This window comes from Embleya sp. NPDC059237, assembly GCF_042754105.1.
In the GTDB taxonomy this organism is placed as follows: domain Bacteria; phylum Actinomycetota; class Actinomycetes; order Streptomycetales; family Streptomycetaceae; genus Embleya.
The window spans coordinates 196,688-215,214 of the sequence record NZ_JBHZAE010000019.1 but is presented as its reverse complement, the minus strand read 5'-3'; the positions used below and the strand labels follow the sequence as shown (position 1 = coordinate 215,214).

Sequence of the window (18,527 nt, the reverse complement as noted above, 5' to 3'; positions counted from 1 at the left end):
GACCACCCATCAACTCACCGACCGACCAACCACCCTCATCCATCGAGGAGTTCACCGATCATGATCAGCATCGACACGACCGCCACCACCCCCACCACCGTTGCCGCCCCCGCCACCACCTGGGTGGCAGGCTTCCGCTCCGCCGTGCTCGGCGCGTACGAGGACATTCAGATTCAGCCGTCACGCGCCTTCCGCGACCAGACACTCCGGCAGATCCTGCACATGGACGGCGGCGGCACCACGTTGCGGGTGTTGCTGAGCAACGAATACGGCCGGGAGCCCCTGGTGATCGGGGCGGCGCGGGTCGGCGCGGCCGGCGCGGGCGGCGTCGTGGATCCGGCCCGGGAGGCCGTACTGCGGTTCGCCGGGGCGGCCGAGGTGACCATCCCGGTCGGCGCCCGGATCCAAAGCGACCCGGTCGAGTTCGCCACCGAGGCCGGCACCGACCTGGCGCTGACCCTGTACTTCCCGGAGGACACCGGCCTGGCGACCTACGCACACACCCCTTCCCAGAACGCCTACCTGGTCGCCGGCAACGCCGTGGGCCGGGCCGCGTTCGACGACGCGGAGGAGGTCGACGGGCGGTACTACGTGGCCGGGGTGGACGTCCTGGCCCCCGAGGGCACCGCGATCGCCGTGGCGTTCGGGGACTCCTGGTTCGGCGGCGGTGGCACCACCGTCGGGGCCAACCTGCGCTTCCCGAACCAGCTGAACCGGCGACTGGCCCGGGGCTGGGTGGTCAACCAGGGGCTCGGCGGCAACCGGCTGCTCACCGACGAGGTCGGGCTGCACGGGCTCGCGCGGTTCGAGCGGGACGTGCTGTCCGTGCCGGGCGCCACCCACGTGCTCTTCCACTTCGGCCTCAACGACCTGGGCCTGCCGGGCATGTCCGGGAAGCCGCCGGCCGGTGCGGCGGACCTGATCGACGGCTTCATCGCGCTGGCGGCGCAGGCCCGCGCGGCCGGACTGACCTCGATCGCCGCCACGATGGGCCCGTACGGCGGCACCATCTACCCCGGCGTGGACAGCGTCCAGGGCCGGGCGGAACGCCGTCGGGTGAACGACTGGATCCGTGCCTCGGACGTCTTCGACGCGGTCGTCGACGTGGCCGCCGCGGTCCAGGACCCCGACGCCCCGGACTTCATCCGGGCCGACCTCGACAGCGGCGACCACCTGCACCTCAACGACGCGGGCGTGCGCGCGATGGCCGACGCCTACGACCTGGCATACGTACGGCTGTGACGGTCGCGCGCCCGAGCGCGTCCGCCCGCCGTCGAACCCCGTCACCCGTCACCCGCCGCCCGGTCCCAGGACCGCGGCCGGCGGGTGACGTCGTTCCGGGCGGTGTCGCAGTGATCGGATAGCGTGCCGCGATGACGGATTTCGTGCTGGTCGCAGGTGCGTGGTTGGGGTCCCCCGCGTGGGACGAGGTGGTGTCGGAGTTGCGGGCCGCGGGGCACGGGGCGTATCCGCTGTCGCTCTCCGGCCTCGCCGAGAAGCGGGGCGTGCCGGCGGGGCAGCGTACGCACGTCCGGGACATCGTGGACGAGGTCGAGGATCGGGACCTGCGCGATGTGGTCCTGGTCGGACACAGCTACTCGGGCATCCCGGTGGGTCAGGCCGCCGAGCGGATCGGCGACCGGCTGCGGAGGATGGTCCTGGTCGACTCGAACGTGGCCGTGCACGGCGAGTCGTTCGCGTCCGGATTCTGGTCCGGCGAGGCGGCGATCACCGCCGCGATCGTGGCCAACGGCGGCTTCTGGGCCCCGCCGCCGGCGGCGGAGTTCGCGGGGCAGGGCCTCACCGACGAGCAGATCGCCCGGCTCCTGGCCGACGCGACACTGCATCCCGGCGACTCCCTGACCGAACGCGCCGAGTTGGCCGGGTCGTTGGGTGACCTCCCGACGACCTACCTGAAGTGTCTCCTCGACGGCCCGGAACCGAGCGACGCGGTGGCGAAGTTGCTGACGAGCGAACGGTGGCGGCTGGTCGAGATGAACACGGGCCACTGGCCGATGTACTCCCAGCCGCACGAACTGGCCCGGATCCTCCTGGAGGAGGCCGGCCGGTAGCCGGAAGGAGTCCACGTGTCCGATCGACACACGCGTCATTCGAACACGCGTCATCCGATACCGGCGATCACCCAGTACGCGAGCCCGGACCTGATCGGCGCGATCGTCTACGCCGGCCATCCGCCGGGCGACGACGATGCCTGGGCGGTGAGCGGGGCGCCGGATCGGGCCGCCTACGGCTACTGGGCCGGGCGGTGGTGCGGGATGGCCTGTCTGCGGATGGCGCTGTTCGCGCGCGACGGCCATGCGCCTCCGCTGTACGAGCTGATGGTCGGCTGCGCGACGCACGGCGGGTATGTGCGTCGGGAGGACGGCGGGGTCGACGGCCTCTACTACCGGCCGTTCGTCGAGTACGTACGGGAGGCGCACGGGCTGCGGGCGGAGGTGGTCACCGAGTTGGGGCCGGACCGGCTCGCCGACGAACTCGACCGGGGCCGCCTGGTGATGGCCTCCGTGCACCGGGAGATTCGCCGCCCCGAGCGTCCGGCGCCGGGGCGTGGCGGACACCTCGTCCTGGTCACCGGTCGGCGCGACGACGCGGTCACCTTCCACAACCCGTCCGGACACACCCCCGAGGCGGTATCCGCGGTGCTCGCGCCGCACCGCTTCGACGAGTTCGCGGCACGGCGCGGCATCGTGCTGCACGTGTGAGGCACGCGGCCCAGGTTGCGGCGCGGCACTACGCTGGGCGCAAATGTTCGTTCGGTGAGGAGCATCGGCCGTGATCCTGAGTTCGTTGACCTTCACGCTCGTGCCGAAGCCGTGGGACAGGATGTCGTGGGTGGAGGTTCCCGACGGCCTCGAGTTCATGCGCTACGAGATCACCACGATCCCCGCGCCGAAGCGCCCGGAGGTGGAGGGCACTCCGGAGGAGGCGGCCCGGTGGGAGCGGGCCGCGCAGGACTTCGTACAGGAACTGATGGACGCCCAGTCCGAGGTGCGGTGGGAGCACGGCATCCGGACGAAGCCCCGCTTCATGGCGGACACCGCCACGGTGCGCCTGTGGCGATACTCCTGGTTCCCCAACCGCCGTGCCCGCTCCCGCCGCGCCTGGGACCGCTGCGTGGCCCGCATGCGGGCGGCCGAGGAACGCTACCGCCCCACCCGCGAGGAAATCGAGGCCCGGGTGGCGGCGACGAAGGCACGCGAGAACTGAGCCCACCGGCGGACCCCGGACCGGAACCCGGAGTCGGCATGATCGTTGAGCCCGGCATGACACACACCAAACGAATCGTGCTCGGACTGGCCGGCGTGGTCGCGCTCCTCGGCGTCGCGCCGGTCTCCCCGGCCCGGGCGGCCGACGGATACGACCGGTGTCCCGACGGCTACTACTGCATGTTCTCCGGTCTCGACGGAACCGGGGACATGATCACGCTGAGGGGAAGCACGCCGGATCTCGCCGCGCTCGGCATGAACGACCGGGCGGAGTCGGACTGGAACCGGACCGCCTCGACCATCCACCTCTGGTCCGACGCGCAGTACAGCGGCTGTACGGCCGTCACCTCGTCCGGCCCGACCGGCAAGGGCAACTTCTTCCCGACCTTCCGCGACTTCTTCAGCTCGGTGCAATTCGACGGCCCGGGCGGCCCGAGCTGCGGCACGGCTCCCGGCGAGGTCCCGGGCGACGAGGCGTGACCGGGCCGCTCCCGCCTCCGGCGAGGTGAGTGCGCGTCCTCGGTTCTCGCGTTGGTGGGCCGCGCGGTGTTGTGGGGCCGCGTGAGGGGGATCCCCATGACTCGGGCGGTTGTGCTGCGGCAGCCTGACGGCCTGTCACGTCGTTTGGCGGACGAACCCTCCCGGAAGGAACCGTTCTTCATGCCGTTTCGCGCCCGCTTCGCCGCCGCCTTCGTGCCGCCCCTCCTCGTGATGACCGCCGCGTGCGGCGGGTCGGACGACAAGAAGGATGGCGCGAAGGCGCCGGACGCGGGCAGCACCGCAGGCGTGACCACCGGTGCCCCGGGCGGCGGTTCCGTGAGTGGCGGTGCGGTCGCCGCCGGCACCAAGGGTTACAAGCTCGTCGTCCCGGAGTCGATCGACGCCTACACGAAGTCGAGCAGCGGCACCACGCCCGGCGCGAAAGAGGCCGAGGAGCTCGGGATCAAGAACGCCCAAACGGTGTCCGGCGTCTACAACGCGCCCGATCCCGACCCCGACAACCGGGCGAGGCTGGGCGGCACTCGGCTGACCTTCCACGGTTTCCATGGCGAGATCACCGACCCCGCCAAGGCACTCGACACCTACTTGGCCAACGTCGGCAACAAAGGCATGAAGGGCGGCGGGAAGGCGCCGGGAACCGACATACAGCCCATCGCAGGAGCCAAGACCGTCAAGCCCGCCGGCTTCGAGGGCGCGCTGATGAAGTGCCAGGTCATGCAGTTCACCTACAGCAAGAGCGACGCGGCCACGAAGGCCCTTGCCGATTTCCGGTTCCCGGTCTGTGCCTGGGCCGACTACGCAACCCTCGGCGGCGTCGACGTCGCCGTCTTGACGGAAATGAAGACGGGCGGCGAAGGCATCTCCCCGGACGAGGCAGCCGCGTTGACCGCCAAGCTCTACAACCTGGCCCGCCAAAAGACCTGACTCGGGCGAGGCCTCGGCCGCCCCACATGTCCTACGCCGTGTCCGCGCCGTCCATGTCCAGTGTGCGGTCGGCCGGCGGTGCGGCGGGAGTGCAGCTCTTGCCGGCTCGGGCGAGGACGAGGTTCACCGGGTCGGACCCGTCGACCTGGAGCTTCACCGGATACGGCTTGCCCTCGGCGAGCACGTGCACGGTTCGGGTGGTCTCGTCCTCCTGCCGGGCGGTCAACGCGATGACCCGCTTTCCGCCGATCTCCGAGATCTCGCCCATGACGTAGGCGAGTTTCGCGTCGCCGAAGACGAAACCGATGTCCTTGAGCGGATCGTCGGGTTCGACCGTCATCATCACGTACTTGTCGGCGACCCGGGTGGCCCCCTCGTCGATCTCGGCCTGGGTGCTGTCGGACCGGCCCCCGAGCCCGCGCCAGAACGCGGCGTCGCCCTTCCGATACGCCTTGCCCCCGGCCACGATCAGCTCGGCGGGGTGGCCCAGGGTGGTCTCGGTGCCCTGAAGGTCGCGACCGGCGTGCACGCAGACGTCGTAGTCGGATCGAATCGAGTCGGCCACGGCATCGCCGGTGACCTTGAAGTCCCCGGCCTGCCACAGTGCTTGCGCCTCGGTGACGAGAGCCCTGGGATCCTTGCCTACATTCGAGGACTTGCCGCCGTCTTTGTCGCCGCTGCACGCGGTGACCGAGACAAGCCCCAAGGCGGTGGCGGACAGAGCCGCCACGACACGACCGATACGCACGGGATTTCCTTTTCGGGCCGTCCGGTGCGGCCATCGGGACGCGGAACCGGCGCTGCGCACCGCCGCCGACTGGCTCGACCACCGGCTGACCCGGCCGGAACGGGTGGTGCCGGGACTGTACTTCGGACGTTCGGGCACGGCCTGGGCGTTGTACGAGGCGGCCCGAACCCTGGCGGACGAACCGCCGGCGGCCCGCGCGGCGGCGTACGCCCTGGCCATCCCGCTGACCGGCCGGAACCCGGACGTGTGCCACGGCCTGTCCGGCGCCGGTACCGCCCGGCTGCACCTGTGGCACGCCACCGGGGACGACCGGTTCGCCGAGCGCGCCGGGGAGTGCGCGGACGGCGTGTTGCGGCTGCCGGCGGCGGCCGACGGCGGGGTGGACTGGCCGGTGGGCGGCGACATCCGCGCCGAGCCGGCCGGTTCGTCCCTGTACGGCTTCGGCCACGGCGTGGCGGGGAACGCGACCTTCCTGCTGTCGGCGGCGCGCGACCTGGACCGGCCCGACCTCCTCGACATCGCGCTCGGCGGCGGACACGCGCCGGCCGCGGTCGCCGATCGACGCGGCGGCGTCGCGCTGTGGCCGAAGGGCCCGGGGCGTACCGAGCGGCCGGGGCTGAACTTCTGGTGCAACGGCACCTCCGGCGTCGGCACGTTCCTGGTCCGGCTGTGGCGGGCCACCGGCGAGGACCGCCGGCTCGACCTGGCCGAGGGCGCCGCGCGCGCCGTGTACGAGGAGCGGTGGCGGATGGGCCCCGGCTCGTGTCACGGCGTGGCCGGCAACGCCGAACTGCTGCTCGACCTGCACGAGGCCACCGGCGACGACCGCCACCACGCCCGGGCGCGCGACCTCGGCGACTGCATCGCACTGCGCGCCACCCGCAGGCACGGCCGGCTGCTCATCCCGGACGACACGCTGCGCGACATGTACGCGTCGTACGGCGTCGGGATGGCCGGTGTGCTGGATTTCCTGCTCCGCCTGGTGCACGGCGGACCACGTTCGTGGCTGGTCGACCGGCCGGCCACCGTACCGATTCCCGGAAAGGGGAGATGAACGATGGAGAACTTCGTCCTGGAGCTTCAGGAACTGCCCGCCACCGACGACCACCAGGACCTCGAGCCCATGCGGTGTTGCGACACCTGCGGCCGCAGCTCCTGGGTCGTCGACGTCGAGGACGTCGAGGACGTCGACTGATCCGCTGAACCGCTGAACCACCAGTAAGCCGGGTCCCGTGCGGGTGGCAGGTCCGCCCGCACGGGACCCGGCCCATGTGACCGGGTATGCACGGTGTGTTCAGCCCGGCCCGGCGGCTGCGCGGGTCGAGGCGTCGGTGGAGTCGGCGTCGCCGACGGCCGGCGTCGTGGCCGGCCGGTCCCGCACCGAGACCGACACGAGCACGATCGACAACGCCGAACCCACGGTCAGTATCGGCCACACCCCGTGTCCGAACCGGATGAACAACCACCCGCCCACGACCGGTCCGACCGCCGCGCCCAGACTCCAGGCGAAGTGGAAGCCCGCGATGTAGTGGCTCTTGAGCCGCGCGGGCCCGGCCACCACCGGATAGGCCGTGGTCGCCGGCCCGCCCAGGATCTCGCCGACGGACCAGACCAGCGTGCCGAGCAGGATCACGGCCGGCCCCAGCGGCAGGCCGTACATGCCCACACCGACGCCCACCAGGACCAACGCCCAGGCCATGGTGAGCCGTTGCGACCACGCCTGCGCGTACTTGGTCATCAACAGTTCGAACGCGATGACGATGAAACCGTTCAGCGACACGGCCAGCGTGTACCAGAAGATCGCCACGCCGCTGTCCTTCACGTCGAGCGGCAGCGTGGACAGGTACTGCACGTAGACGACCCCGAAGAAGAAGATCGCGGTCAGGTACAACATGTAGCGGCGATCGCGGATCATCGCCCGATACCCGCCGCGCCCGACCCGCTCTCCCTCCCCGCCCTCCTCGCCGGCCTCGGGCTTCGCGTCACGGCCCGCCGCGCCCGGCTCGGCGGAGCGGGGCGGCAGCGTCACCCACGCGAGGGTCGCGTAGCACAGCGCGACCGCCGCCTCCACCCAGAAGACCAGGGCGTAGCTGTGGCCGGCCAGGTTGTACAGCGCGAACCCGAACAGCGGCGCGACGGTGACGCCGAGGTTCAGCCCGAATCGGTACATCGCGAAGATCATCACCTGGCGGTTCGCCGGGGTGAGGTCGGAGAGCAGGGTGGCCGACGCCGGGCGGTACAGCTGCCCGGCCATGCTGACCAGCGCCACCGCGACCAGGATCAGCCCGAACGAGGGCAGGTAGAGGATGGCCGCCAGCGGCACGCTCGCGCCGACCATGCTCACCACGCTCGCGTTGCGCGCGCCGAGCCGGATCGACAGCGCCCCGCCGAGCAGTACGCCCACGATCGCGCCGCCGCCGTACACGCCCAGCGCGAACGCCGCCTGCCCGTCCGAGTAGTCCCGCGAGGTCAGGAACAACACCAGGAAGATGTTCAGGAAGGCCCCGAGGCGGTTGATGAACGCCCCGGTGAGCAGCGTCTTCGCCGGGAGCGACGCCTGCCGGAAGGTGGCCACCACGGTCACCTCGTCGTTGTCGTGGCCCTCCTCGCGGGCGACGTGGACCATGCCGGTCAGCCGACGACGACGCGGATGGCGGCGCGCACGCGCTGTTCCAGGGCGTCGAGCCCGTCGGGGGTCGGGGCGTCGATGAAGAACGTGACGGACCGGTCGTCGGAGTCGGCGAGCGGGGTCAGCGACGCGCCGCGCTCGCGCAGCACCAGTACGGCGCGCAACGTGGGTTCCTCACCCGGCCCGCCGGGCTTGATGTCGGGCCATACACCGCCGGCACCGATCCACTCCGGCCGCACGTCCGGCCAGTCGAGCACCACATCCTCCAGCGTGCCGGGCCGGTGCTCCAGGTAGACCTGTCGCGTGTAGCGGTGCGGCTGCGGGTAGTTCGCCGGTTCGCCGAGCGCGACGCGCAGGATCTCCGGCTCCAGCGGTCGTCCGGTGGCCAGTTGATACAGCGTCAGCAGCCCGTCGCCGGGGGTGCGCGCCGCCACCTCCATCAGGCGCGGGCGACCGTCGTCGCCGACCCGCCACTCGGAGTGGGCGATGCCGTGCTCGAACGCGAGCGCCGCCACCAGTTCCCGATTGGCCGTCAAAAGCGCCTCACGCAGGTCCTCGCGCACGCTCGGCACGCTGTGCGCCATCTCCACGAAGGTGTGCGCGTGGCTGTCGGTGGTGACCTTGTCGGTCACCGACGCGAAGACCACCCCGCCGTCCTGGATCAGGCTCTCCACGGAGAACTCCGGGCCCGACACCTTCTCCTCGACCAGGACCACCTCGTGATCGGGGTACGTCGCCAGTTTCGCGCGCAACCCGGCCAGGTCCGCCACCGTCTCGACGCCCGAACTGGACGCTCGGGAAGCGGGTTTGACCACGGCGGGGAAGCGCACCGCGCCGAGGTCGACCCGCTCGCGCTCGCCGGCGGGAATGGTCAGCGACGTCGGACCCAGGTCCGGGGCGTACCAGCGCTGGAGGTACTTGCTGCGACAGGCGCGGCTGGCCCGGAGCCCGGGCGAGCGCACGCCGAGCCCGTCGGCGAGCAGGCCGGTCGGCTCGGCGAGGTAGTCGCCCACCGCGTAGGCGCCGACGATCGTGTATGCCTCGCGCCAGGCCGAGGTGCGCGCGATCGCGCCCGCGACGAACGCGCCCTGCACGGTGAAGTCACCCGTCACATAGGCGATTTCGCTGATCTGCGCGACGGGGTTGGAGGTGTCGGCCATGGCCTCCGTCGCCTGTGCGCGGTAGGACTCCGCAGTGATCACCAGGATCTTGAGCCCGCGCCCGGAAAGTTCGGTCAGGTAGAGCGGATTGCGGCGGATCACGGGAAACGAGCCGGTCAGGATGAACGCCTGGGGCCGGTCGGCCGATTCCCGCGACTCGAACGGTGCCTGGGTCATGGTTCCGTGTCCTCCTGGATCGGGCGGTTCCGGTGGTCCGGGTGATTCGGGCGGAGTCGGACGGTTGCGGTGCTCGGGTGGCTCGGGTGGTTCGGATCGGGTTGCCGGGTGGATCGTGGCGACGAGCGGTGTTCAGCCCGTCCGGTGCCGCTCGTCGAAGCGCCAGTCGACGCCGTTCGTGCCCAGGAACTCCAGCCACCGGCGGGCGTCCTCGGCACCCTGGGCGGCCTGGCGCAGGCCCGCCGGCACCCGTCCGGCGAGGATTTCGGTGATCCCGTACGCCAGCGGCAGGGACACACACCGCGCCATCGCGCTCTCCTCGGCGTCGCCGACCGTGTCCAGCACATATTCGCCGCGCCAGCCGCCGCCGTTCGCGCCCTCGAGGTCGAGCGCGACGGCGAGCACCACCCGGTCGCGGTCGGCGTCGGTGGTCGGATACCGGGCGGCGAGTTCGTCGGCGAGGGCGGCGATGCGGTCGCCATCGCCGGTGCGCACGGTGGCGAACACGTCCTGCCAGGCCCGCAGCCAACCGTCCAGACGAAGTGTGCCCCGGACGAACACACGCGCCCGCCAGTCGGCCGGGAACGCGTACTGGGTGAGGTAGGGGAGGCTGTCGCGGTTGGGGTACGCCTCGAACGTCTCGCCGTCGAGCACGAGCGAACGAGTCGCCGTCCACGGGAGGTCGACCACCTGCTCGGCGTCGCCGTCGAGGTAGCGGGCCGGCGCGCGCAGCGCGTTCAACACCCCGCGCGGCGCCCAGCTGAACCGGTAGCGGAACTCGTTGGATTCGGCGGGGACTCCGCCGCAGTACGAGGTGAACTCGACCGTCGCCGGGCCGTCGCCGACGACCTCGCGGCCCCTGGCCACCAGCAGGTCGGCGAACAGGTGGTCGATGCCCGGGTCCAGGCCCGCCTCGGTCAGCACGACCAGACCGGCCTTCGCCGCCGCCGACGCCTCGGCCGCGATCTCCTCCGAGACGTAACTGCTGGACGCGAAATGGGCGTTGCGCTCGATACACAGTCGCACCAGCGCGGGGTGTTCGCTCGCGGGCAACATCGACACGACGATGTCGCCGGTGCGCAACTCCGCGCCCAGCCGGTCGAGATCGTAGGCGCGGGCGGCGGCGCGACCGGTCAGGCCGAGCCGGGCCAGGCACCGCTCGGCCTTGGCGTCGGTACGGCCCCAGACCAGCAGCCGTTCGGCCCGGTCGGCCACCACACGCAGTCCGCTGCCGGTGGACAGGCCGGTGCCGATCCAGTGCACGGTTCCGCCGGCGGGTATCGCGTCAGACATGGACGTTCTCCGTTTCCAGGCCGTTCGCCTCGCATGCCTCGCGGAAGACCCGCAGGCAGCGCTGCCAGGGTTGCCCCGGTTCTCCCAGGGCCGATAGATGGGGCGTCAGTTCGGCGGAGAAGGCGGTACTGGCCTCGCCGGGAAGCAGCGACGGCAGGTTGTCGATGGCGATCACGCCCAGCGGGTCGCCGACATCGCCCACCATGCGCACCGGCTCGCGCCAATCGGTGATGTCGTCGTAGACCGGCAACACATTGTTCCGGGAGGTGACATCGCAGGTGACGTCCGCGATCAGGGACAGTCGCCGGGGTCGCGACCGCAGCGACGCGAGGGTCACGAACGGCGGGGTCGGCGTGGTCACGAGCACGGCGTTGACGAGGATGTCGTGATCGAGCAGCGCCGCGTGATCCAGTGACCGGGTCTCGGCGACGTCCCAGCAGGTCGGCTGGATCCCGGCGACGGCCAGCGCGTCGCGCGCGCCGCGCCCGCACCGGCCCAGCGCGCCGATGACCAGTACGCTCGGCGGCGCGCCGGTCGACGTCTCGCGCAGCATCCGGTCCAAGTCCTGCTTCGGGCGCGGTCGCAGTGGCGGATCGAGCCGACCCCGATGCCGGAGCACCGCGAGCGCCGCGCCCACGTATCCGGCCCAGTAGCCGAACGCGGCCAGCCGCCGTCCGTCCGCGTCGGTGAGGTATTCCAGGTCGAACAGCGCGCCGCCGCCCGCCGCGAAGCGCCGCAGCAGCGCCTCGGCGTCGCGCTGGCCCTTGTACGCGTGGCCGAAGAACACATGCCGGTGCCGCAACGTCGGCGGATCGTGAGGGAGTTCCTTGAGCCCCACGACGAACTCCGCGGCCGGGGCGGTCCGCCAGCTCCCGGCCTCGGCGGCCACGCAGCCGGCGTCGAGGTAGTCCCCCATCGGGAACACGCGCTGCGGCGAGTGCTCGACGGTGACCGTGATGCCCTGCGCGACGAGCCGCGCGGCGTCGGCCGGCACGATCGGCGCACGCCGCTCGCTCTCGCGCGTCTCGTGCCGCATCGTGATCGCGACGTCGGTCGTACGCGGGCGGGGATCGGCCATGTGCTGTCCTCCGGGTACGGGTGCCTGTTCGTGGTCGTGCGGGCGCGGGGCCGACGGCCGACTCAGATGACCAGGTCGGCCAAGTCGTCGGTCGCGCCCGGGGAGGAAGGGTCGCCGGACTCGGTGTCGGGTTCGGCGGGGGCATCACCGGCGGATATGCGCTTGAGCAGGGGCTGTTCGAGGAAGTACGCGAAGGAGGCGTAGCCGCGCCAGACCCTGCGCCACTGCTCGGCCACCGCCGCCTCGCCCGCGGTGCGCCGCACCCGGTCGAGGAAACCGACGATGATGTCGGCGGCTTGTTTGGCGTGCCCGGCGGAAAAGTTGTCGATGGTCAAGTGGGCCTGTTCGTAGCAGTCGTCGATGCCGTGCCGGCGCAACTTCTGGATCTCGTGCAGCCGCATCTCGCCGGAGCCGAACATCTCGATCGCCAGGTTGTAGCCCAGGATCTCGTTGTGGAAACGATCGGGGAACAGGCACATGCACAACTGCTGGATCGCGAACCCATAGAGGTCGTCGGGAAGTTCGTCCTGTTCGATGAACGCCTCGTCGCGGATGTGCGGTAGTTCGATACCCGCGCTGGCCAACACCCGATGGGTCAGCGTGATGTGGTTCTTGCGCAGGTCGCCGTTGCCCATCTCGTCGGCGTAGATCGCGAACAACATCGCGTCGGTCTCGCGCTCGTCGTGCCCGAGGTTGCCCAGGCGGTGCAGCCATGCGCCGTCGATGAGGTAGGTGAGGTAGTAGGTGGACTGCCGGAACAACACCTCGTCGCGGTCCGGGATCTCCCGCAGCGGTTGGTAGGGGTCGACCAGCTTCTCCCAGTAGACCCGCTCGGCCCGCTCGTACAGTGCCCGCGGGCTGTAGTCGAACCAGGTCGCGTCGGTGTACCGGCCGCCGGCCCCGTGTACGAACAGGATCTCCGCGTCCCGGAAGCACTGTTCGGCCCGCTCGGCGGCGAGCGGCAGCGTGTTGGCGAAGTTCTCGATGTTGACCAGGTGGTGGAACAACTCGCGGTGGTCGCGGGGTTCGGCCTCGGCGATCACGACATCGGCCGGGTCGCTGCGCATGATCGCGGCCCGTCGGCGCTCGGCCGCCACGTCGCCGGCGGTCTCGGCGGAGATCTCCACGGCAGGCCGGTCACCCGCCTGTACGCTCACCGCCCAGGCCCGGAACGTGGCCGCCTCGTGCTCGTCGAAGATTCCGAACATCGGCCCGCCGAAACGCATCGCGTCCAGGAGTCGGCAGTCGCCGTTGCCGGGCCCGCGCAGGTATCCGGATTCACGCAGGTCGGTCAGGAATCCCGCGAGGTCGATCCGGGCGGCGCCGAAGACGTCCGTCAACGCCTTGCCGCCGACCCGGGTGCCGCCGTGTTGCCGGCCGGCCAGCGGGGCGTGGCGCGCGATGATCGCGGCGACCCGCGACTCCAGGGTGCGGCCGGCACGCCAGGCCGCGTGCTCGGCGAGCATCGCGACGTGCTCCCGCTCAAGCTCCAGGGTCAGCCGCACGGCGGTGTACAACCGGCGGCGCGCGGCCGGTCCGGCCACGGCCAAGTGTTCGGCCAGCACCTCGCGCAGGGCCGGTTCCGGCAGCAGCGGCGCGGTGTCGGCGAGCAGGTCGTCCACGCCGAGCGCGAGGAAGGCGTAGTGCACGCCGGAGACCTCGGGCAGGAAGTTGGCCGGCAGCCGGGACAGGGCCAGGTAGAAGGCGGCGTGCAGCGCGGTGAGCGGGCGGATGCGGGCCCGGTCCGCGAAGTCGGCGGCGGCGAGCTCCGGCAGGAATACACCCGCGTCCTCCAGCGCGCGCCGGCGCGACCGGGCCTGGCCGCGCTCGGGGTTGCCGCCGCCGCGCAGCGTCAGGTGGTGCGCGAAGAGCCGGTTGACCACGACGGACGGCTGGGTCGCGGGCTGGGAGAGCGTGTCCAGCCAACAGCCGGCCGCCAGCGCCAACGGCGCGCGCCCGCACAGGGCTTCCGCGCGCGCCGCCGGACCCGAACGGGTCAGCGCGTCCAGGCTCGCGGCGGACTCGGCCCGGGCGGCCCGCACTTCGGCGGCGATCGCCTCGGCGAGGACATCGGCCTCGGCTCCAAGTGCGGCGTCGGCCGACGCTTCGTCCGCGCCGTTCTCGCCACTCGACCCCCGGCCGCCCGCATCGGCCAGGAACGCGTCCAGCACATACCGGGCGACCAGAAGCGTCGACTCCGACTCCTGGTCGCGCAGCAGCGTGCGAAACACCTCGACCGGCTCCGCGCGTACTGCCGCCCGCGCCCGGTCCAGGGCGGCGCGGCCGAAGACGAACGGCCGGTGCGGCAGCGCGTCGACGGTGTCGGGCAGGACGAAGGGCACGAAGGCACGGCCGGGACCCGGCGTACGCGGTGCGGTGGTCATCCTGAGCCTCCAACTCGGGCGTTCGGTGGTGTCTCGTCCGCGCTCATGCGCCGGCCCGGCGCAACAACACCCCGATCCGTTGCCCGGGGACGCCGGCGGCCAACAGGTAGTGCCGGCCCGGTTGTACGTGTCCCGCCTCGGCCCGGTCGACCAGGTTGATCAGCGGATCGGCGGCGAAGCAGTGGCCCACGCGGGTGATGTTGTCCAGATGGAGCTGGGCCGGGGTGAAGCCGGCCTGTCGTTCCTTCATCACGATCACGGGTTTGAAGATGTTCGCGTGCATCAGGCCCGCGATGTCGCCCGGCTTCATGCCCAGGGGGGTGAGCAGGCGCTCGTTCACGGTGCGGGCCAGGTCCGCGCTGATCTCGTTGGAGTGCGCCAGTCTGTCCCGGTCCTGGGCGCTCGCGCAGGCAAGGATCTCGTAGCCGCCCGCGATCTCGCCGGCGGCCGTCACCAGGCAGCTCGCCGCGCCGTCGCTGAACAGCGCGTAGCTCGCCATCCGGTCGTCCTCGTGCGCGGCGCTGTCGGTGGTGACCACCAGTACCCGCCGGTGGCGGCCGGCGCGGACGAACGCGGTCGCGGTGTCGATCGCGGCCAGCAGGTTGACGCAGCGGTTCATGTTCTGCCCGTAGAAGGGCACGTCGCCCAGGCCCGCCTCGGCCAGAAACGTCTCCATGAACGCGCCGTGCCCCTCCGAGAGTCCGGGCACGCGGGTGGAGCACAACACGACGGCGTCGGCATCGCTCGCGCCGGCGCGCAGCGTGGCCGCGGCGCTTTCCGCGGCCAGCTCGGCCAGGCCGCGCTCGGTCCGGCGCACGCTCCCCCAGCCCCACAGGTCGGGCGTCGGCGCCATCCTGAACTCCGTGGCACGCGCGGCCAGATTGGCGATGCTCGTGTGCGCGACCTCGAACTCGCCCAGCACGTAGCGCGGTTGGTGCAGGTAGGCGGCCACTGCGCTCACGCGTCCTCCTTTGCCGCGCCGGCCGGCGCGGACATCAGCGTGTTCGCCTCGGCGTAGGGCACGGCCTCGCCGACGAAGGTGAACGTCCCGTGTTCGTACACCTCGCGCGCGGCACGCAGGAAACCGCCCAGCGCGGCCCGGGCGAACGCCGAGCCCAGGCTGATCCGCCGGGCGCCCAGCTTCTCCAACTCCGGGACGGACAACGCCGGTCCGACTCCCGCGAGCACGTTGACGGGCCGGTCGAGCACCGAGCACACGGTGCGGATCGCCTCGACGTCGGGCAGGCACGGCGCGTACAACACGTCGGCGCCCGCCGCCTCGTACGCCCGGAGCCGGGCGAGGGTGTCCGCGAAGTCGCGCCGGCCGTGCAGGAAGTTCTCCGCCCGTGCGGTCAGCGTGAACGGGAACGGCAGCGCCCGGGCCGCCGCCACTGCGGCCGTCACCCGCTCCACGGCAACCTCGATCGGCAGGATCGGGTCGCCCGGGTCGCCGGTGGCGTCCTCGATGGACGCGCCCACCAGGCCCGCGTCGGCGGCCAGACGGATCGTCTCGGCGATTTCCTCGCCCGAGGCGCCGTAGCAGCTCTCCAGGTCGGCGCTGACCGGGTGGGGTGTCGCGGCCACGATCGCGCGCGCGTTGTCCAGCGCCTGGCCACGATCCAGCAGGTTCACGCCATCGGAGTGGCCCAGCGCGAAGGCCAGTCCCGCGCTCGTGGTCGCCAGCGCGGTGAAGCCGAGCCCCGTCAGCAGGCGGGCGCTGCCCGCGTCCCACGCGTTCGCCACCACGAACGCTCCCGCGCTCTCGTGCGCCTCCTTGAAGGCGAGGCCCCTGCGGTACTGGTCAGCCGGGTCGAGCAGCATTGCCGTTCCTTCCGATGTGTCGACGCGCCGGTGTGTCGACGCGCTCATGTGGTCACGCGCTGAGAGAGGGTCGGATCACTGAGGGTCAGATCACTTCGACGTGCTGGTCGGCCCGAACGGCGCTCAGCAGCAGGTCGATCACCGCCGAGGGGCCCTTGTCGCGGAAGTGGAAGTGGCCGCCGTCGACCCAGTGGCACTCGGGCGGGCGCACACATTCCCCCTCCCACAACGCGACCTTGTCGGCGGACAGATAGGGGTCGTCGCGCCCGGCGATCACCGTGACGCCCACCGCCAGCGGTGCGGCGGCCGTGTACTCGTAGCCGGCGGCCATCCGGAAGTCGGCGATCACGCCGGGCAGCAGCAGGTCCAGGACCTCGTCCTGGGCCAGCACCTCCGGAGGCAGGCCCTCGAAGAACTCCAGCGCCTCGGCGAACTCGCGGCCCTCCAGGGCGGCGAGCCGGCACACCCGCTCCGAGGGCGCGAGCGAGGGGGCCGATACCCCGGAGACGAACAACCGGCGCAGCGCGGGTACATCGCGCAACCGCCGCGCGGTCTCGAACGCGACGAGGCTGCCCAGGCTGTGCCCGAACAGGTACATCGGCCGCGTGGCATCGGCGCCCGGCGCGCCGGCCCGGGCCCGGATCGCCGAGGCCGCGCCGTCCGCGAACTCCGCCAGTGTCGGGCGGGTCTCGCGGGCCCGGTGCGCGCGGCCGGGCGGGCACACCGCGACCAGTTCGGCCTCGTCGCCCAACTCCTCCTGCCAGGCCAGGAACGACCGCGAGTCGCCGCCGGCGTGCGCGAAGCAGTACACGAGCGGGGTGTGCGCGGCGGCGTCGTCGCGCGAGACGAACCAGCCGTCGCCGGTCACGGACACACTCACGAGATCACCTCCGACGACGCGGACCCGCCGAGTGTCGCGGACGCGCGCAGTGAGAACGAGTGGGTGCGGTTCAGCGCCGGATCGCCCGGCCGCACGTGCAGTTCGCCGAGGTCGGGCCGCAACACCACGGCCGCCACGGTGCGTTCGCGACGGATGTCGCCGTTGCCCTCGACCCGGATCGGCGCTCGCGACAGCAACGCGAAGTGTGCCTCGACGCCCGCCTCGGGCGGCAACTCGCCCACCCGGACCCGGCAGGCCTCCAGGCGCTGTCGGGAGAAGTTGCGGGCGAAGACGTTGAGTTCGTCGTGGGCGAGGAAGTCCGGGTGCAGGAAGTGGTTGGTGTGCATGCTCGTCGAGGACACGCTCACCCGCTGCTCGTCGTCCAGGATCTCCACCCACGCCGTCTTGCGGGCATCGCACAACACCAGGTTCCGCGAACTCGCGAGCTTGAGGGTGCGCAGGATCCGCACCGCCTCGTCCACGTCGGCGGCGCTGTCCAACAGGTGACGGATGGCCAGGTAGGGCGGCAGGCCCGGCCGCCATCTGCCGCCCAGCACCAGGTTGAGCCCGACGGCCAGGCCGTCGCTGTTGATCCCGAGATAGCCCAGGAGCCCACCGAAGCCGAGCACCAGGACCCGGCGGGGCGAGCCGGTCCGCGCGATGTCCAGGACACAGATCTGGTCGTCGAGGTCGCCGTTGAGGTCGACCGTCTGCGCCAGCACCGGACCGGCCGCGCCGGCGACGGCGTACGTCGTGCAGTCGCCCATGGTCGGGATGCGCTGGTATCCCATCACCTCGCGCCGGATCTGCAGCAGCAGCGCCTCGTCGGCATCGAGCCCCGCGCCCTCGGCCAGCCCGCGCAACTCCTTGGCCAGCAGGGGCGTCTGGCCCTCGATCTCGACCCGGTAGGCGTCCAGCACGGGCCGCAGCGTCGCCCACGACACCGGGGTCGTCCCGACCCGGTTCAACCGGGCCAGTCCGTCGTCGAGGAAGGCCCGCAGGCTCTCCGCGCGCTCGACGCCGTGCCGCCGCCCGCACGCGAAGGCGTCGCCCCGGGCCCGCACCACCGGCACCGCGAGGGTGTCGGTGGTCATGCCTGCCCCGTCGGCCGGGTCACCTTGGGCCCGGCGAGCAACTGCCCGCGCACCGAAGGCCATTCACCGCGCAGCACGCTGTAGTAGATCGCGTCGCGGCGCCGCCCGCCGGGCATCGGGTTGAAGCTGCGCAGCACTCCCTCCTCGGTGGCGCCGATGTTGCGCAGACCCGCGCGTGCCTGGAGGTTGAGCACGTCGGTCTTGAACTCCACCCGCTCGGCGCCCAGTTGTTCGAACGCGTGCTCCAGCATGAGGAACTTCGCCCAGCGGTTGATGCCCCTGCCCCGGAACTCGGCGCCCAGCCACGACCAGCCGATCTCCAGCCGCCCGTCCGGCTCGGCGATGCTGCAGAAGCTCATGCTGCCCGCCGTGCGGTCCACCGACTTGTCGATCACGTTGTAGACGACCCGGCGACCGGCGGCCTGATCGGCCAGCGCCGCGTCGAAGAACGCGTCGAACTCGGCGTCGGTGGCGATCACCAGCACGAAGTAGCGCCAGATCTCGGGGTCCATCGCCTGTTTGCGGATCGCCTCGCGGTCCTCGGGGACGATCGGGCGCAGCAGGACGTGCTCGTTCTCCAGTGTCGTCGAAGCCGTCTGCACCCAGGTCAT

The 18,527-nt window shown here is 71.7% G+C and carries 19 protein-coding genes; 8 read left to right on the top strand and 11 right to left on the bottom strand.

Annotated features, from left to right (window positions below; genetic code table 11):
- The first annotated feature begins 60 nt into the window (after nucleotides 1-60).
- From ACFXKZ_RS41810 to ACFXKZ_RS41785, 6 genes are all read left to right on the top strand, one after another.
- Nucleotides 61-1,242, top strand: coding sequence for a GDSL-type esterase/lipase family protein (locus ACFXKZ_RS41810; protein ID WP_380009786.1), 1,182 nt, complete (start codon nucleotides 61-63; stop codon nucleotides 1,240-1,242).
- A gap of 131 nt (nucleotides 1,243-1,373) precedes the next feature.
- Nucleotides 1,374-2,072, top strand: a complete 699-nt coding sequence (locus ACFXKZ_RS41805) for an alpha/beta fold hydrolase (protein WP_380009783.1) — start codon at nucleotides 1,374-1,376, stop codon at nucleotides 2,070-2,072.
- Between the two features lie 15 nt (nucleotides 2,073-2,087).
- Complete coding sequence (locus tag ACFXKZ_RS41800) at nucleotides 2,088-2,723, top strand: C39 family peptidase (protein ID WP_380009780.1); 636 nt, start codon at nucleotides 2,088-2,090, stop codon at nucleotides 2,721-2,723.
- A gap of 70 nt (nucleotides 2,724-2,793) precedes the next feature.
- Nucleotides 2,794-3,228, top strand: a complete 435-nt coding sequence (locus ACFXKZ_RS41795) for a hypothetical protein (RefSeq protein ID WP_380009777.1) — start codon at nucleotides 2,794-2,796, stop codon at nucleotides 3,226-3,228.
- 38 nt (nucleotides 3,229-3,266) lie between these two features.
- Nucleotides 3,267-3,707 (top strand): peptidase inhibitor family I36 protein, encoded by a 441-nt coding sequence (locus ACFXKZ_RS41790; RefSeq protein ID WP_380009774.1) that lies wholly within the window; start codon nucleotides 3,267-3,269, stop codon nucleotides 3,705-3,707.
- Nucleotides 3,708-3,887: 180 nt separating this feature from the next.
- Nucleotides 3,888-4,652 carry a hypothetical protein gene (locus ACFXKZ_RS41785; RefSeq protein WP_380009771.1) on the top strand — a complete coding sequence of 255 codons (765 nt, stop codon included), beginning with the start codon at nucleotides 3,888-3,890 and terminating at the stop codon, nucleotides 4,650-4,652.
- A 31-nt stretch (nucleotides 4,653-4,683) separates the two neighbouring features.
- Here ACFXKZ_RS41785 and ACFXKZ_RS41780 read toward each other — a convergent pair whose 3' ends face one another.
- Nucleotides 4,684-5,400, bottom strand: coding sequence for a hypothetical protein (locus ACFXKZ_RS41780; RefSeq protein ID WP_380009768.1), 717 nt, complete (start codon nucleotides 5,398-5,400; stop codon nucleotides 4,684-4,686).
- Between ACFXKZ_RS41780 and ACFXKZ_RS41775 the strand changes: the two genes are divergently transcribed.
- Together ACFXKZ_RS41775 and ACFXKZ_RS41770 are read left to right on the top strand one after the other, a co-directional pair.
- Entirely contained in the window at nucleotides 5,363-6,454 is a 1,092-nt protein-coding gene (locus ACFXKZ_RS41775; protein WP_380009765.1) for a lanthionine synthetase LanC family protein, read from the top strand. The two genes, ACFXKZ_RS41780 and ACFXKZ_RS41775, sit on opposite strands and share 38 nt — an antisense overlap.
- Nucleotides 6,455-6,457: 3 nt before the next feature.
- The gene (locus ACFXKZ_RS41770) at nucleotides 6,458-6,595 is read left to right on the top strand and encodes a hypothetical protein (protein ID WP_380009762.1); all 138 of its coding nucleotides are present in this window, start codon (nucleotides 6,458-6,460) and stop codon (nucleotides 6,593-6,595) included.
- Between the two features lie 99 nt (nucleotides 6,596-6,694).
- Here ACFXKZ_RS41770 and ACFXKZ_RS41765 read toward each other — a convergent pair whose 3' ends face one another.
- From ACFXKZ_RS41765 to ACFXKZ_RS41720, 10 genes are all read right to left on the bottom strand, one after another.
- Complete coding sequence (locus ACFXKZ_RS41765) at nucleotides 6,695-8,026, bottom strand: MFS transporter (protein ID WP_380009759.1); 1,332 nt, start codon at nucleotides 8,024-8,026, stop codon at nucleotides 6,695-6,697.
- 5 nt (nucleotides 8,027-8,031) lie between these two features.
- Nucleotides 8,032-9,366 (bottom strand): acetyl-CoA carboxylase biotin carboxylase subunit family protein, encoded by a 1,335-nt coding sequence (locus ACFXKZ_RS41760; RefSeq protein WP_380009756.1) that lies wholly within the window; start codon nucleotides 9,364-9,366, stop codon nucleotides 8,032-8,034.
- Nucleotides 9,367-9,498: 132 nt separating this feature from the next.
- Nucleotides 9,499-10,659: a saccharopine dehydrogenase C-terminal domain-containing protein gene (locus tag ACFXKZ_RS41755; protein WP_380009753.1), complete on the bottom strand. Its 1,161-nt coding sequence runs from the start codon at nucleotides 10,657-10,659 to the stop codon at nucleotides 9,499-9,501.
- Complete coding sequence (locus tag ACFXKZ_RS41750; RefSeq protein WP_380009750.1) at nucleotides 10,652-11,737, bottom strand: saccharopine dehydrogenase; 1,086 nt, start codon at nucleotides 11,735-11,737, stop codon at nucleotides 10,652-10,654. The genes ACFXKZ_RS41755 and ACFXKZ_RS41750 overlap by 8 nt, the downstream gene beginning before the upstream one ends.
- Nucleotides 11,738-11,799: 62 nt before the next feature.
- The gene (locus ACFXKZ_RS41745) at nucleotides 11,800-14,121 is read right to left on the bottom strand and encodes an iron-containing redox enzyme family protein (protein ID WP_380009747.1); all 2,322 of its coding nucleotides are present in this window, start codon (nucleotides 14,119-14,121) and stop codon (nucleotides 11,800-11,802) included.
- A 43-nt stretch (nucleotides 14,122-14,164) separates the two neighbouring features.
- Nucleotides 14,165-15,082, bottom strand: coding sequence for a 3-oxoacyl-ACP synthase (locus ACFXKZ_RS41740; protein WP_380009744.1), 918 nt, complete (start codon nucleotides 15,080-15,082; stop codon nucleotides 14,165-14,167).
- Nucleotides 15,079-15,942: an isocitrate lyase/phosphoenolpyruvate mutase family protein gene (locus ACFXKZ_RS41735; RefSeq protein ID WP_380009741.1), complete on the bottom strand. Its 864-nt coding sequence runs from the start codon at nucleotides 15,940-15,942 to the stop codon at nucleotides 15,079-15,081. The genes ACFXKZ_RS41740 and ACFXKZ_RS41735 overlap by 4 nt, the downstream gene beginning before the upstream one ends.
- Before the next feature lie 85 nt (nucleotides 15,943-16,027).
- Nucleotides 16,028-16,822, bottom strand: coding sequence for a thioesterase II family protein (locus tag ACFXKZ_RS41730; protein WP_380009738.1), 795 nt, complete (start codon nucleotides 16,820-16,822; stop codon nucleotides 16,028-16,030).
- Nucleotides 16,819-17,916, bottom strand: coding sequence for a C45 family autoproteolytic acyltransferase/hydolase (locus tag ACFXKZ_RS41725; RefSeq protein ID WP_380009735.1), 1,098 nt, complete (start codon nucleotides 17,914-17,916; stop codon nucleotides 16,819-16,821). Before ACFXKZ_RS41725 ends, ACFXKZ_RS41730 begins: the two co-directional genes overlap by 4 nt.
- Nucleotides 17,913-18,527, bottom strand: coding sequence for a GNAT family N-acetyltransferase (locus ACFXKZ_RS41720; RefSeq protein WP_380009732.1), 615 nt, complete (start codon nucleotides 18,525-18,527; stop codon nucleotides 17,913-17,915). The genes ACFXKZ_RS41725 and ACFXKZ_RS41720 overlap by 4 nt, the downstream gene beginning before the upstream one ends.

Excerpts from the sequence above, each read along its gene's own strand:
- ACFXKZ_RS41810 (WP_380009786.1), top strand. The coding sequence starts at position 61 with ATGATCAGCATCGACACGACCGCCACCACCCCCACCACCGTTGCCGCC.
- ACFXKZ_RS41805 (WP_380009783.1), top strand. The coding sequence starts at position 1,374 with ATGACGGATTTCGTGCTGGTCGCAGGTGCGTGGTTGGGGTCCCCCGCG.
- ACFXKZ_RS41790 (WP_380009774.1), top strand. The coding sequence starts at position 3,267 with ATGATCGTTGAGCCCGGCATGACACACACCAAACGAATCGTGCTCGGA.
- ACFXKZ_RS41785 (WP_380009771.1), top strand. The coding sequence starts at position 3,888 with ATGCCGTTTCGCGCCCGCTTCGCCGCCGCCTTCGTGCCGCCCCTCCTC.
- ACFXKZ_RS41770 (WP_380009762.1), top strand. The coding sequence starts at position 6,458 with ATGGAGAACTTCGTCCTGGAGCTTCAGGAACTGCCCGCCACCGACGAC.
- ACFXKZ_RS41765 (WP_380009759.1), bottom strand. The coding sequence starts at position 8,026 with ATGGTCCACGTCGCCCGCGAGGAGGGCCACGACAACGACGAGGTGACC.
- ACFXKZ_RS41760 (WP_380009756.1), bottom strand. The coding sequence starts at position 9,366 with ATGACCCAGGCACCGTTCGAGTCGCGGGAATCGGCCGACCGGCCCCAG.
- ACFXKZ_RS41755 (WP_380009753.1), bottom strand. The coding sequence starts at position 10,659 with ATGTCTGACGCGATACCCGCCGGCGGAACCGTGCACTGGATCGGCACC.
- ACFXKZ_RS41750 (WP_380009750.1), bottom strand. The coding sequence starts at position 11,737 with ATGGCCGATCCCCGCCCGCGTACGACCGACGTCGCGATCACGATGCGG.
- ACFXKZ_RS41745 (WP_380009747.1), bottom strand. The coding sequence starts at position 14,121 with ATGACCACCGCACCGCGTACGCCGGGTCCCGGCCGTGCCTTCGTGCCC.
- ACFXKZ_RS41735 (WP_380009741.1), bottom strand. The coding sequence starts at position 15,942 with ATGCTGCTCGACCCGGCTGACCAGTACCGCAGGGGCCTCGCCTTCAAG.
- ACFXKZ_RS41725 (WP_380009735.1), bottom strand. The coding sequence starts at position 17,916 with ATGACCACCGACACCCTCGCGGTGCCGGTGGTGCGGGCCCGGGGCGAC.
- ACFXKZ_RS41720 (WP_380009732.1), bottom strand. The coding sequence starts at position 18,527 with ATGACCTGGGTGCAGACGGCTTCGACGACACTGGAGAACGAGCACGTC.